At 58.5% G+C, this 14,419-nt stretch carries 8 protein-coding genes; 7 read left to right on the top strand and 1 reads right to left on the bottom strand.

From position 1 onward, the window contains the following. Positions 1 to 649 precede the first annotated feature (649 nt). The 5 genes from RM6536_RS00395 (at position 650) to RM6536_RS00375 (ending at position 8,101) form a co-directional block, all read left to right on the top strand. Entirely contained in the window at positions 650 to 1,003 is a 354-nt protein-coding gene (locus RM6536_RS00395) for a hypothetical protein (RefSeq protein WP_060823593.1), read from the top strand. A 341-nt stretch (positions 1,004 to 1,344) separates the two neighbouring features. Then, on the top strand, positions 1,345 to 2,646 hold the full coding sequence (gene cas7u, locus RM6536_RS00390) for a type I-U CRISPR-associated RAMP protein Csb1/Cas7u (protein WP_060823592.1): 1,302 nt from the start codon (positions 1,345 to 1,347) through the stop codon (positions 2,644 to 2,646). A gap of 1 nt (position 2,647) precedes the next feature. Continuing rightward, positions 2,648 to 4,237 (top strand): type I-U CRISPR-associated protein Csb2, encoded by a 1,590-nt coding sequence (csb2, locus tag RM6536_RS00385; RefSeq protein ID WP_081094625.1) that lies wholly within the window; start codon positions 2,648 to 2,650, stop codon positions 4,235 to 4,237. After that, entirely contained in the window at positions 4,230 to 7,037 is a 2,808-nt protein-coding gene (gene cas3u, locus RM6536_RS00380; protein WP_060823591.1) for a type I-U CRISPR-associated helicase/endonuclease Cas3, read from the top strand. The genes csb2 and cas3u overlap by 8 nt, the downstream gene beginning before the upstream one ends. After that, positions 7,037 to 8,101 (top strand): aldehyde dehydrogenase, encoded by a 1,065-nt coding sequence (locus RM6536_RS00375; protein WP_060823590.1) that lies wholly within the window; start codon positions 7,037 to 7,039, stop codon positions 8,099 to 8,101. Before cas3u ends, RM6536_RS00375 begins: the two co-directional genes overlap by 1 nt. Positions 8,102 to 8,254: 153 nt before the next feature. On the opposite strand, the gene RM6536_RS00370 is transcribed toward RM6536_RS00375, so the two are convergent. Continuing rightward, positions 8,255 to 9,010, bottom strand: coding sequence for a nicotinamide mononucleotide transporter (locus tag RM6536_RS00370; protein WP_060823589.1), 756 nt, complete (start codon positions 9,008 to 9,010; stop codon positions 8,255 to 8,257). A gap of 486 nt (positions 9,011 to 9,496) precedes the next feature. Between RM6536_RS00370 and RM6536_RS00365 the strand changes: the two genes are divergently transcribed. Both RM6536_RS00365 and RM6536_RS00360 read left to right on the top strand, forming a co-directional pair. Next, entirely contained in the window at positions 9,497 to 10,576 is a 1,080-nt protein-coding gene (locus RM6536_RS00365) for an S-layer homology domain-containing protein (protein WP_060823588.1), read from the top strand. 397 nt (positions 10,577 to 10,973) lie between these two features. Beyond that, positions 10,974 to 14,081: a DUF5074 domain-containing protein gene (locus tag RM6536_RS00360; protein WP_060823587.1), complete on the top strand. Its 3,108-nt coding sequence runs from the start codon at positions 10,974 to 10,976 to the stop codon at positions 14,079 to 14,081. Positions 14,082 to 14,419 lie beyond the last annotated feature (338 nt).

Genomic DNA, 14,419 nt, shown 5'->3' with positions numbered 1-14,419 from the left:
CCTAAACCCAGGTGCCCAATGCGGGTTACATTGCCCCGTTCTGGAAACTGTCATGGTCTCCAGACCGGGGCAGTTCCCTTTAAGATTTCAACGCGCAAAAGCAGAGACACTCTCCGATAGCGACTTCCAACCCAGACCAACGAATCTACCGATAGCGGAGCGACTCGGTGAAGCGACCGAATCGGATGCCCTCATCCTGTAGCAACGCGCGGCAGGGGAGCAGGGGAATGACGAGTTCGATTGCGGACTGGTTGAGGGAGTGGGATAATAGAGGAGGTTGCAAAACCCTCGAAGTATGCGCTTCCTATCTGTTCCTCGCGCCCGTTGTGGTGAGAGCATTCATTGAGGACTCCAGTAGTACTCTCAAGGGGCAACCTTTCTTACGCATCTCTCAATGTGAGCTATTCGGGCTCTTTGAGAGCTTTCTGTGTTGTCCCCCTTCGAGAAAAATTCTGGAAGGGGGACTAAAAAAATATACCTCCATTAGAAATCTTAGGGGGCTCGAGGGTTTTCATGATTTTGACTATTCGAGGAGGGTGTGGTACGTTTGAGCGACTGAGGCTGATTATGTCGCTTGAACCTCAGTCCGACTCCTGGAAAATCTGGTGCAGTCAGTCTACTTGAAGCGGCGATAAGGAAGTTGGCAGTAATGCTGACCATCGGAGCTGATCCCATCTCGCAGGCTACGTCGATGGCCACGGGGGTGATTGTGAATCTTATTGCATTTGTGCTGATTGAAATGGTGCTCAAGCCTATCCTGGCTCGTGTGGGATACCTTCCCGAGCCGGGTATTCCTCGAAATGCACATTCTGAAGAAATGTTGGGCGATGGGGCCGCTATAAGCGCTCTGCCTCTGAACATTGGGGAGGAATCTGCCCATATTCATGTCTCGGTTATGAGTCACGGTGGAACGGTAATTACCGTTCTTACCCCTCATAGTCATGTAACCCTGCACGTGTCAGGGGATGTGCAAAAGCCGCCTACCACGACGGAGTCGCAGTAGGCGGCTTTGAAGTACGTTGATACCGCAATAAGCGGGGTATTTTGAGTTCTGTTGCCGCAGAACTCAATCCCAGAGTATAGCAAGAAAACAGGGCCAGACTCTAGCCCCTTCTATATACTGACCCGCTTATGCAACTAAGTGCCCCTGGAGCTGCGCTGAATAGTGCCTAAACAAGGCGGTTACGGTGCAGAATCAGGGGCATTACCGTCCTTGAAGTAGTGGCGTGACGAAAACGCGCGCACTATTTGAAAAAGCAGAGTAGCTTAAAGCTATACAACAAAAAATCGTGCACAACCCACGCGTCGACGCGAGATGTGCACACACTATCTAAGGAGACAAACATGTCCCAGACCACCATCACCCTCGCCGACCTCATCGAGAACGTCAAGCTCGGCGGCGGCTCCGTCATCACCTCCATCACCGAACTCGAACCCGCAGCAGGCCCCCACGCATCCGTGGCACCCGCCAAGTTCGTTGATGGTAAGGGAAATGACAGTAAGTCTGTCTTTGCATACGAAACCCGCTACATTGTGGAAGAGGTTCAGAACCCGGACGAATCCGAGAACGAGGATGAATCCAAGGAACCTGAAAAGGACGTCAAGGGCCAGCCTCAGAAGGTCGTCCTCATCGACAGCAAGCAGTCCGAACTCAACCGCGCAGAAGCCGCCATCGAACAGGGCCGCCAGTACGGCGACGAAGCAGTCGTCAAGATTCCCCGCGCCGTCGTCACCTACCAGACCGAAAACGGCCCCGTAGAATACAGCGACATGGAGCTCTCGCACCGCATCTTCGACGGCCACTTCCGCGCCGGCACCATCGACGACAAGCTCATCACCGAAAACGACCAGTACCGCGCACTGCGCAACAGTACCCCCGCAGACATGAGCGCACTGCTCAACACCGCCCCCGCAGCGCTCCTCTTCGGTGCATGGGACTCCACTCGCAAGAGCCATCAGGTCCGCCTGCGCAGCGCCCTCGTCGGTGAAATCATCGGCGTCCTCGCAGACCAGGAACCTGGCGCTGAACACCGACAGGCACGCCGTGGCGGCGCCCGCGTCGACGCCGTAGCCGCCAGCGTGAAGCTTGCGCCTAAGGACATGGAATCCTTGGTGAACGACCAGGAAGCGGAACTGAGCCCGGGCAATGTCGGAGCTCGTCGCAACGACATTAAGAAGGCCAAGGCTGACGCCCGCATCTCCGCATCCACTCTCGGCCTGGGTAGCATCCCGCCCACGCTCGAAGAAACCGGTGCCGTCGCATGCCACCGTATCATCCGCTCCTGGGTACTGAGCCTCGCCACCCTGCGCCAGCTGCGCTTCGGTCAGGACGAAACCAAGAACGTTGCTGCGCGTGCACTCCTCGCCGCGCTCGGCCTCAACGCTATCGCCCGTGCCGAGCGTGAGCTCTACATCCGTGCCAACTGTGACCTGATTGAATCTGCCGCACCCGTTGTCACCCTCGACCAGCGGTTCGGTAAGAAGAAGACCTTCGCACCCCTGACCGTTGAACACACCGACCAGCTTCTCCTCGAAGCTATCGAGAACGCCAAGAAGGCTGGTGTGGCTGACTGGAATGGCCAGACTTTCAACGTCGAGGGTAACCCCATCATCATTAAGAACGCCACCGCGGAGGACGCTGAATAATATGACGAACCTCGGAATTCTCGCGAGGTTCCCGCTCGGCGTATACCAGGGCCACAAGGCAGACGGAAGCCCCGACGCCTTCCCCGACCCTGCCCGCTTGCAGGCCGCGCTCCTCAGCGCGGCCGCGCAGGGACCTCACGCAATTATCGAAAACGGGCAGCTTGCCCCCTCAGACGAATCTCTCAAGGCCCTCAAATGGCTTGAGGAGAACCCCCCGACCGGGTTGCAGCTTCCCGACATGTGCCCCGTGTACCGCTCACCCAACAAGATGAGCCGATTCATGTACCGCGAAGTGGCATATTCCGAGAAGGATGGGCGGCAGACCGAACGTCGCGCCGTATCCGACGGCTGGGCAGTATCCGACACCATCGGCTGGCAGTACGATAAGGTACCCGCAGACATCGCGGAAACCATCACCCAGCTCTGCGGCGAAGTACCCTCCCTCGGAGAAGCCAGCAGCCTCACCGCCCTCTACACCGGAGACGTGGAACCCACCCACACTATCGACACTAAGTCGGGCCCCTTCGAAGCAGGCGGCATGCCCGTCCGTGTACCCGTACCCGGTCGAGTTGACGCGCTCATGCGTGCTCACGCAGAAGCGTACCCCGTCAAGGTTCCTACCAAGGCAGGCGACAAGACCGCCGCGAGCGACACGATGCGCCCCTCCCCGGTACCCACCGCAGGCCTCGGATCTATCAAGTACCAGCCTGTGGAGGCTGAAACCTCCACCAGCCCCTGGGAATACTTGTGGCTCCTCGAAGTAGACGGTGAAGAGCTGAAGTCCGAACAGTACGTCAAGGCATGCTCCCTGCTGCACAAGGCTCTCGTAGCTGCCGCAGGATTCGGTGCGCCCAGCCTCATCACCGGCAGGTACCCCAAGGGTCACAAGCCTGCCAACAGCCTGGCGCTGCAGTACCTGCCTGCCCGCTACCTGCCCGACTATCTGCGTCGTGAGGTGAAGTCTAAGGGAGTCCTGCTCGTCTTGGTCCCGGCAAGCGCCCCGACCGATGAGGCAGTAGAACTCGGTATCGCACTCAGGAGCGTAGAAACTCTCTACGCTCAGGACTTCCCCCGACTGACCGTGAAGCTTCGCCAGAAGCGCCTGCCGGCGCAAGGTTTCTGGGATGCTCCCAAGACCGGGTACAAGCGTCTGTGGCGTACTCTCAGTGCGGCCGTTCCCGAATCGCGCGTTTTCAACCGCCCGAAGAAGACCGAGACGAAGGCCTGGACGTTCGCTGACGCCGCTCTGCTTTCCATGGCTTATGTGTGGCGTGACAGCTTCGAAGCGCCCGAGGCTGAAACCTCACGCGAACGAATTCGCAGCTTGAGGGACCAGGTTGCTAAAAAGGCAGAGGCCAAGGTTCTGGAAGCCCACCGTGTAACCCAGAACCCCGCCGCCTACGCCTACAAGTTGCCCCGCACTCTGCCCGCAGAGCCGTGGCGCGGCGTCGTAGACCTCGGCAACCTGGCAACGGACACGACCCTCGTAGCCATCGGCCAGTCCCGCCACATGGGCGGCGGTCTGTTGGTTCCGTTCGACGTGCCCACCGAAGAATACGACCGCCGCAAGAAGGAGGAAAAGCATGACTAGCCCCGCTACCGCGCTACCCTCCATCACTCGTGATGAGTTCGGTGACTTCTTTGCCGCACTCAACGGAGGGTACGACCCCTTCAGCTGGCAGGAAGAGGTACTCGACCACATTTGCGAGCACGGCGTATGGCCGGAACGCATTAACGCACCGACCGGCTCCGGTAAGTCCTCCGTGGTTGATATCCACCTCTTCGCGAATGCGCTTGCAGCGGTTGGCGCCGCGCCGCGCGTTCCCCGTCGCCTCTGCGTGACCGTGGGACGCCGCGCGCTGGTCGACAGTCAGGCAACCCGTGCCGACAAGATTCTCGGCCGCATGGGGAAGGCACTCACTGACGGATCCGGTGAGCCCGATATTCTGCGTAGGGTTGCTGAAGCTCTTCATAGCTTCCAGACCCGCAACGACGAGAAGGGGAGCAAACCCTTCGAGACTGGCCACATCCGTGGCGAACTCTCGAACCGCAACCTGCCGGTCACCGACATTTCGGCCTGCGCAATCATTGCCGCAACTCCCGACATGTACGGTTCGCGAGCGCTCTTCCGCGGCTACGGCAGCACCAAGGCCGCCCGCCCGCGTGAGACCGCTCTGCTGACCATGGACACCGTCATGGTGCTCGACGAGGCTCATATGAACCGTCAGCTGCTGCACACCACTCAGCGCATTGCCGAGTTGCAGAAGTATGAGGCTGACCTGGGCGTTCCCACCCTGCAGGTGGTTGAGACGACTGCTACCCCCTCCACTGAGGACAGCGAATCGACCACCCTGGGCGTTGACATTGAGGCTCTCGATACGCCGAATGATAAAGAGCTGCACCGCCGTGTCTACTCGCATAAGGAACTGGTGCTCCACCCCATTGATAAGTGGGACGGCAAGCCCGGTAACTCTCCGACCGTGAATGCCGCTGTGGACGCCATTATGGAGCGCCTTGCTCACCGTGAGGCGGGTGAAAGCTCCAAGAAAGCATACACTGTCGGCTGTATCGTCAATCATGTGCGGACGGCTATCTCTATCAAGGAAGCACTTGCTAAGAATAAGGCGCTTGGAAAGGATGAGGTTCAGCTTCTCGTAGGACGCATGCGCCCGTACGACCTGAAGAATCTGCAGGCGGAACACTCCGGTCTCTTCATTACCGAAGGCGATGAGTCCGTGAAGGTTGTTGTGGCCACCCAGACTCTCGAAGTCGGTATTGACGTTGACTTTGCTGACCTGGTGACTGAGCTGGCTCCTGCTTCCTCCTTGGCGCAGCGCTTCGGCCGTGTTAACCGTCTGGGCCACCGTACGGATTCCAAGGTCGTCGTTATTGAGCCTGCGAGCAGTGACTTGGTGAAGAAGGATGCGCCTCCCTACAAGGCGGTCGACCTGAGCAATGCGTATGCATGGCTCGAAGCGCTCAACGGTGCTGAGAACCCGTCGGTGAACCCCGCCGCAATGGTGAAGAACCCGCCGGTGCAGTCCTCCCCGGAGCGTCTGCTTTACCAGCGCCCGGAATGGCCTGACCTGCTGGAATTCTCGCGTACCGACGAGAATCCCTACGATGAGCCGGACCTTGACCTGTGGCTGCACGACTCCCTGGATGCAGAAACCGCAATGGGTGGTGTTATCGTGCGCGATAACCTGCCGAGCAACACTTCTGCCGCCATGGAGATTCTCAAGACTAGCTACTTCGCACCGAGCGACCGGGAAACCTTCCCCGCGAATCTGAAGATTCTCCAGGAGATTCTGGACTACCAGGATGAGCACGGCGTGAAGCCGCGTAAGTTCCTTTACCGTCAGGGCGAAATCTCCCTGTGGCAGGATGCTGACCATGGAGCAGAGAGCAGTCAGTCGTTGGCTCCTGGTGACGTTCTGCTTCTTGACATGGGTAGTGTTCCGTTCACGAACCAGGGCATTGCCGTGACTCAGCGTGAGTTGCCTTCTAAGAAGGACGAGCTGAAGGCTGTGCCCTTCCTCGATGATGCCGAGCTCTACGTGGCCGAGCTCTACGTGTATGAGAAGTGCGCGGACCGTGAGAAACACTTCAGGGAATACCTGGGTCTCTCTCCCGAAGAGGCGGCGGAACTGCTCGACAGCCAGAGCACTGATGGCAAGAAGATGATTGCTTCTGAGCTTTCTACCGAGGCTGAGGGCGGTCAGGAAGTTATCGCCTGGTACGCCGAAGTGACCGGCAAAGAGTCTGTTGAAGGTTCCGATATCGCTCAGGAACTGGTGCTGGCTGCTCCCGTTCTTCTGGACGACCACCAGAACGATGTTGCTGAGCGTACCCGCCAGCTTGCCGAGAACCTCGGCCTGGCACCGGAATTCTCTGAGGCACTGGAACTGGCTGCAAAGTACCACGACGAGGGCAAACGCGACCTGCGCTTCCAGCAAATGCTAGGTGCAGACCCGGATGCCGAGGCGCTTGCAAAGAGTGGCCACCGTTCCGTGGCAGAGGCGTACCGCGCCCGTAGCCGTAGCGCCCTGCCGAGGGGCTGGCGTCACGAGCAGCTGTCTGCACTCATGGTTGCGGCCTCGCCCGAAAAGGTGGGGGAGCACCGCGACCTGGTATTGCGCATCATTGGGTGCAGCCACGGTCACGGCCGGTTCTCCTTCGCCCACGACGCAGGCTTCCTGCTCAAGGAAGGCTACCTGCCCGAGGGAACGGACTACGAGGCACTCAAGGAACAGGCAACCCGACTCTTCAACGTCGGTTACTGGGATAACCTCATGGAGCAGACGAGCCGCACCTATGGCCCGTACGCTACCGCCTACCTTGAAGCTGTAGAACGCGCAGCAGACGCCCAGATTTCACGGGAGGGACACTAATGGCAATGTTGACTATTGCCGGTGACTACACCTCGGCATTGACCCATTTTGCCCTCTACGGGCTGTCCCTGATGGTGGAGCAGAAGCACCCTGGAGCCGTTACTGTCGGTTGGTCTCAGGAAGGTCAGCCGCGCGCTCAGATGCATGCTGAAGGCGTGTCAGAAGAAGAAATTGCCGAGTGCGTGCACTCCTACGTTTCTTCCCTGGCTGCTGAAGATAGCTGGGTGAACGTTGACCAGTCCTACGGTGCGGGTAAGGAAGCCGCTGTTTTCTCCCCGTTCTCACCGCGTTTTCGAGGAATCGACGCGGAGAAGTACCCGGACGACTGGGCTTCTCACCAGAAGACCCGACAGGCTCATCTGGACGCTCTGATGGAACGTGACGACCTGCTGTCTCTGCTCTGGATCTCCGGCCTGGGCGAACCTTCCTACTGGCGTTTTGAAGCCAAGGCACCTCGCCCGGATCACGGCGCGTCTCGCTGGGAGATGAAGACCCGCAACAAAGGACAGGAGTTCGTCAAGGACCGCCTGCGCCTGATGTGCGCGGACCTGGCCACCTGGGAACCTTCCGCGATGCTCAGCGGTATTACTGGACAGACCCTGTACGACTCGCTGGACAAGAAACCGGATTCCCGAACCGGAACCGGCTTCACCGTCCCGCAGCCGACGGACACCGCGCTCGCCTTCTGTGCGCTGGTGGGTATTGCGAACTTCCCGGTGATTCATCAGGTCCACCGAATCGGCGTGACCCCCGGTGCGTACCCGTACAACGCTTTGCACCCGCGGCTCATGGTTCTTCCGGTATCCTCCGGAAAGGTTACGCCCGCCCGGTTGCGAACCGTCCTGCGCAGCCACCCTTACCGCCGGGTGGTTGACGAGGTTGGTAAGGCGATGGAACGCGGTTCTTTGAGCTCTGACATTTTCGTGTCTGAGTTGGTGGATGAGAAGGCGATTCTTCGTGAGAAGGGTGTTCAGGCGTTTGTTGCTTTCCCCATTGTGAAGGTGGGTAGTGATTCGGCTCCTGAGCGTCAGGTTCTGAAGGGTAGCGCGATTCCGATGGGCTAACCTAGCCGCTTATCGAAGCCGGCAAGTATGCCCGCAAAATGCAGGGGAGGGGCCCTCCGGTCGTATTGCCGGAGGGCCCCTCCCTCTGTGTATCGTTCAGCGGATATGTGGTGGCTAGTGCTCTAGTGCGCTAGCGTACCCGGGGGAGCACCCCTACGCCACCGCCGCTACAGCTCCCTTGGATGCGGTGCCGTTTCGGGTCCAGAGCAGGAGCGCTGCCACGCTGTTGATGATGTAGAAGATGTACTTGCCGACGTTCGCGAAGTTGCCCTGGGTCAGCGCCTTGATGCACTGCACGGTGTTGTACAGGAACCAGAATTGCCACTGCATCGTGAGCTTGAGCGCGTTCAGAATGTTCGCTGACAGGGACAGGCCAAACACTACGGTCGTGATCCAGAACAGGAACGAGGTCTTGCCGCCGTAGCCAATGTAGTTCGTGACCAGGGAGAACGCGAACGAACCCGCCACAATACCGCCAATAATCAGCTGGCCCTTCGTGCCGGTCGGCGGTTCTAGAGCCTTGCCGCGTTCGGAGTTCTGCCACCTACGAATCGCGAAGGTGTACACGATGAAGGTCACCGGGTAGGTGATGATTGCTGCCTTGTTGCCCAGAATGTAGTCGATCGCTCCGGACAGCGCCGTGTTAATAATGCCGAGCACGTTGCCAACGTTGGAGAGGCGGCCGGTCAGGCGGGTAGACATCATTGAAATACCCACGTTAATCACGGAAATCACGCCGAGGGGGATGAAGCTCGTAATCGGGCCCCAGTCAACGTATTTGGCGAGGTTGGTGCTCAGGTATCCTGAGGCGATTGCGATGGCGATGACCAGTGCCACGCCGAAGAGGTCGGCGTACTTGGACTTGGCGAAAAAGAGGAGGGCCTTCTCAGAGAATTCCTTGGCCTCCATGGGTAACTCCTTTGTTAGGATATAGAAACAGTGATAGGGTACCAATAACTATAACTCTTTGAAAAGGGTTTGAAACAGCGTGTCGCACACAAAACCTCAGAACCCCACATATTCCACATCCCGGAACACTTTGGCGTAGAGCAATTCAAAGCCGCCCCATCAAGAACCCATGCCAACTTCCGGCAAACGTTGCCAGATAACGCCCCTACTTCGTTGAATACCGAAAATGGGCGTAAAATCACCGCCGTTTCGTCTTCGCTTTAAACGGGACCTTAAGGTACGCTAGATGACTGGGTCAGGGAACTCGTGCCGGTCTCACTCACCGCGCATCCGCCCGACAGACACCCGCACCCCGTACGCTGCGTCTCACTCACGCACACAGGGGAGGGAACCACCGTATCGGCCTCACTCACCGTTTACGCCGCTGTCCACGCGTCCTGCCACCCGTAACTCACTCAACTCAAACAAGAACTGAATAGGACAATCATGCCCTTGCTTACCCATCGACTCTCACGACGATTCTTCGTAAAGGGTGCTTCTGCCGCCGCCGCTGCAGGCGCACTGACCCTGCAGGCACAGGCCGCTCAGGCAGACGAAGCCCCCGCAAACCTTGCCCCGGCAACCGAGGAAACTAAAGGCCCGCGCCTCGTTATTCAGCGCGCCACCATCACTGAAACCGGTATGACCGTCAACTACACTGCACACGGTCTGCGCGAATTCCTCACCGAAGGCACCACCCTGACCGTACGCCACGGCTACGTTCGTAACGACTCTTTCGAAACTCTGCGCTCCTGGCCGCTCACCCCCGAATTTGACGGTGACGCTGACAGCTTCAGCGGTAGCGACCAGTTCCCCATCGAGCTGATGCAGGGTGAGGGTGTTGATCACGCCCTGCAGCTGGATATTTGCTCCGACCCGTGGGGTCAGGAGATCACCCACCAGATTGCTGCGCGCATCCCCCTGGCTGAGACCAAGATCCTGAAGACTTCTTTCGAGGATGTTCCGGATAACCACCCGTTCGCTGAGGATATCCGCATGGCGAACCAGAAGAAGTGGCTGATGCCGAACCCGCAGACTGGCGCGTTTGAGCCGGACCGCCCTGTGACCCGCGAGGAGCTTATTGCTCTGCTGAACCACGCTGCAGGTCACGCTGGCGTGAGCGAAAACTCGGATGTTGCACCCTTCGCGGATGCGGCAGGCCGCCCGACCGCGAACGCGCTGCACTGGGCTCGTGACCGCAAGATCACCGAGCCGCTCACCGGTGGCGACAAGATTGACCCGACCGCACCGGTTTCTCACGAGGAGCTGGCGGCTGTGCTGTTCCAGTACAACGCGGAGGTTCAGCTGACCGAAATGAAGGAGGGCACTGGTTCTCGTTTCCGCGACGTGCTCGGTGCGGGTACTCTGCACCGTTACGTTGCGTGGGCTGGCGCGAACGACATCGTGCTGGATGCTTCGGGTGTGTTTAACCCGACCGCGCCGACTACTCGCGCGGAGCTGGCTCGTTTCATTCGCCGCTACAAGCTGCAGAACCTGCTGTTCACTGACTTCTCGTATGTCTCCTAATTTTTAGTCACCCCGGCACCGTGTCACTTCGGCACTGTGTATTGGGGTGTGTGGAACCCCCGTCTTCTGGCTTTGCTGGAGACGGGGGTTTTGCTGTGCCCCGTTGCGCCTCGCTGCTATATTGCCGCACCTCGGGGAGTTTTAGTGACAGGCTGTGCCTGGCATATGAAATTTTGCGTCATATATACCTGAAATCTTGAAAAATCCTGTGCGCTAAGTAAGTATTACCTAGAAGGTAAGTTAATGGTTGCCTTACTAAATACTGTGTGAAGACTAGTTTCCTTCCTCGTGGGCCCACGAAACCCACATCAGAGAGCAGGAAAAACGCGGTACCTCACCACCCATCGGTGGGGGAGAGACGCACCTTTACACACCACCCACGAAAAAGGACATACATATGAACCTCGCTTCGAGCAAGGCATTCAAGGGCCTCGCCGTTGGATCGCTGGCACTGGCAATTTCCGGCGTTGCCGCCATCCCCGCATCGTTCGCGGCAGAATCCACCCGGGCAGCAAGCCAGAGCAGCGAAGCTCGCACCATCACCGACAAGGCGATGGCAAAGATCACCCAGGGCCTGCCCGGCCAGTTCCAGGTCGCATACTCCAAGAAGACCAACAAGATTTGGGTTGCGGGCACCGCTGACCGCGACGAGCACGTTTCTACGATTGCTCGCATTGACGCAAACTCCCTGAAGATTGAGGCTGTCGCCGAGCTGCCCATTATCAAGGGGGACTCGGGCTACTCCTACGAGGGTGCGTACGGTATCACCGTCGATGACGAGGAAGGTACCGTGTGGGTGACCAGCACCCGCGATAACTCCGTTGCCGTGTACGATCAGGCGACCATGAAGCAGCTGTGGACCAATGCGGGTCTGAGCAAGGACGACCCGAACTGGATCGAGCACCCCCGCGAGGTGCGTGTTGATCACGAGTCGGGTAAGGCTTTCGTGACCGGTCGCTTCTTTGTCTCGGCTATCGATCTGAAGACCAAGAAGGTCGAGAAGATTCAGCTTGAGGGCGCACCCGATGGCGGTACCCGCTACATCAGCATGAACATTCTGGTGGACGGCGGTAAGCTGTACGTGCCCGAACGCACCGGCGGCAAACTCTTCGTGATCGACACCAAGACCTTCAAGGTCGAGAAGACCATCTCTGTGAAGGGCGATAAGGACGGCGAGGTTCGCCCCTCCGACGTGGCTATTGACCACTCGCAGAACGAAATTTACGTCTCTTCGCAGGGCGTGAAGGGCGAGAACTCCGGTGTATCCGTGTACGATGCGACCACCTACGAGTTCAAGAAGTTCATCCCCTTCGGCACCCAGGCGCTCTCGCTCGATAACGATGAGGCGAACGACCTGGTGTACGTCTCTGACTTCGGCACCGGCAAGGTCGGCGTGATTGACGGCGGTGCAGCAGACAAGCTGATCGCCGAGGTCACCATGAACGGCGGCAAGGCAAACGACCTGGTCGTGCTGCCCAACGGCTCCGTTGTTGCTGTGGACAAGCAGGCTGGCGCAACCGCAACCGTGCCCTACGTCCTCGACGGCACTACCGGCACCGTCAGCACCTCCAACAAGGTGACCAGCAAGCCTTCTAAGGACAAGCAGGGCAACGAGGTTCCCGCCAAGACCTCCGACATTCAGGCGAACTCCATCCTGAAGTTCAAGGTCACCGCAACCGCAGGCGATAACTCCGAGGTCAAGCAGGTCACCCCCGAAACCCGCGAGTTCCAGGGCTACCCGGCAACCGCCACCAAGACCAAGGCAACCGACTCTACCGCCCCCTCCACCGAGGCACACCGCACCGTGGACGCAAACGGTAGCGTTGCAAACATCATTCAGGGTCTGCCCGGCCAGTTCCAGGTCGGCTACTCCAAGAAGAACCACAAGCTGTTCGTCCCCACCGTGGGTGCACGCGGCGGCCTCGCTTCCTCCCTGGCACGCGTGGATGCAGACACCCTGCAGACCGAGGCATTCGCCGAGCTGCCCGTGAAGAAGAACGACAAGGGCCAGTACGGTTACACCTCCGCATACGGCGTGACTGTTGATGACGTGGACGGCACCGTCTGGGTCACCAACACTATCGACAACTCCGTGGCAGTGTACGACCAGCAGACCCTCAAGCTCATCTGGACTAACGAGGGCGTGAAGGAAGGCGACCCGAATTGGATCGAGCACCCCCGCTCCGTTCTGGTTGACCACGAGTCCGGTAAGGCGTTCGTCACCGGCCGCTTCTTCGTCTCCGCAATCGACCTGAAGACCAAGCAGGTTGAGAAGATTCAGCTCGAAGGCGCACCCGACGGCGGTACTCGCTACGTGAGCATGAACCTGTTCCTGGACGGCGGTAAGCTGTACGTTCCCGAGCGTACCGGTGGCAAGCTCTTCGTCGTGGACACCAAGACCTTCAAGGTTGAGAAGACCATCCAGACTCAGGGTGAGGACTCCACCGTTGAGGTTCGCCCCTCCGACGTGGCGGTGGATCACTCGCTGAATGAGATTTATGTTTCTTCTCAGGGTGTGAAGGGCGTCAACTCCGGTATCTCTGTGTACGACCTGACCACCGGCGAGTTCAAGAAGTTCGTCAAGTTCGGCACCCAGGCGCTCGCACTGGAGCACGATGAGGATCGCGACCTGGTGTACGTGACCGACTTCGGCACCGGCAAGGTGGCTGTCTTCGACGGCCGCGCTGACGAGGTCATCGGCGAGGTCGAGATGAACGGCGCAGCCGCGAACGACGTGACCCTGCTCAAGGACGGCTCCGTGCTGGTCCTCGACAAGAAGGACCGCGATGAGAAGGTGACCCTGCCCTACGTGCTCAACGGCACCACCGGCGAGATCACCACCGCCAGCGAGTACACCACCCTGCCCACCAAGGACCGCCAGGGTAACGACGTTCCCGCATCGGTTCAGCAGCTGAAGGCTAACTCGATTCTGAAGTTCAAGGTTGGTGTGAAGGACACCGACGCGAGCGCAGCTCCGGTGGGTATCACCCCGACTTCGCTTCAGTTTGCGGGTTACCCGACGGTGACCGGTGTGAAGGCTGAGGAGTCGAAGCCGGCTGACCCGAAGCCGGCTGATCCGAAGCCGGCTGATCCGAAGCCTGAGGACAAGAAGGCTGAGGACAAGAAGGCTGAGGACGCTAAGTCTGAGGACAAGAAGTCTGATGCTAAGTCCGAGAACACCGCAGAGGCTAAGGATCAGACCTCTAAGGATCAGGCATCTCAGTCTGATTCCAAGTCTGATGCTAAGACTGGTGCACAGGATTCCAAGTCTGCTCCGGATGCTGTGAAGGCTGATAAGTCCGGTTCGGCTGTGAAGAATGGCGGTTCCGATTCTTCTACCGGTGGTTCCTCGGTTGCTAAGAGCGAGGCTGGTTCTTCGCAGGCTGGCTCTTCGCGTAGCGCTTTGGCGAACACCGGTGCTAACGCTGTGATGCCGCTGGTTGCTTTCGCTTCTGTGGCGCTGATTGCGGGTGCTGCTCTGGTGATGCGCCGCCGCAAGGCATAAAGTGTAGCGTTTAGTTTTCGGGCTTGAATGCTCGAAACGCGTGAGAAGGCGGGTATTTTCTCTTTCGGATTCTTCGAATCTGGGGGAGGGGTACCCGCCTTTTGCCTGTCTGCTTGGGCTAATACTGGGCAGGGGTTTTAAAACATATTTATATATGTGCACTTGCCTGTAAAAATATAGGTTTTGAATGTCGAAAAAATGTGTGGCCCGCAGTGAATGTTGCTGGCGCACCTCACCTAAATTTTTACATTAATGTGTAAATATAAAAGCATCACAACACCCCTTGTAGCCAGGGTTTTTGCCTGCAAGAGCAAGGAAAAACCTCGGAAACAACTCAA

It is taken from the genome of Rothia mucilaginosa (genome assembly GCF_001548235.1).
Classification (GTDB): domain Bacteria; phylum Actinomycetota; class Actinomycetes; order Actinomycetales; family Micrococcaceae; genus Rothia; species Rothia mucilaginosa_B.
This window is presented reverse-complemented; position numbering and strand designations above follow the sequence as displayed.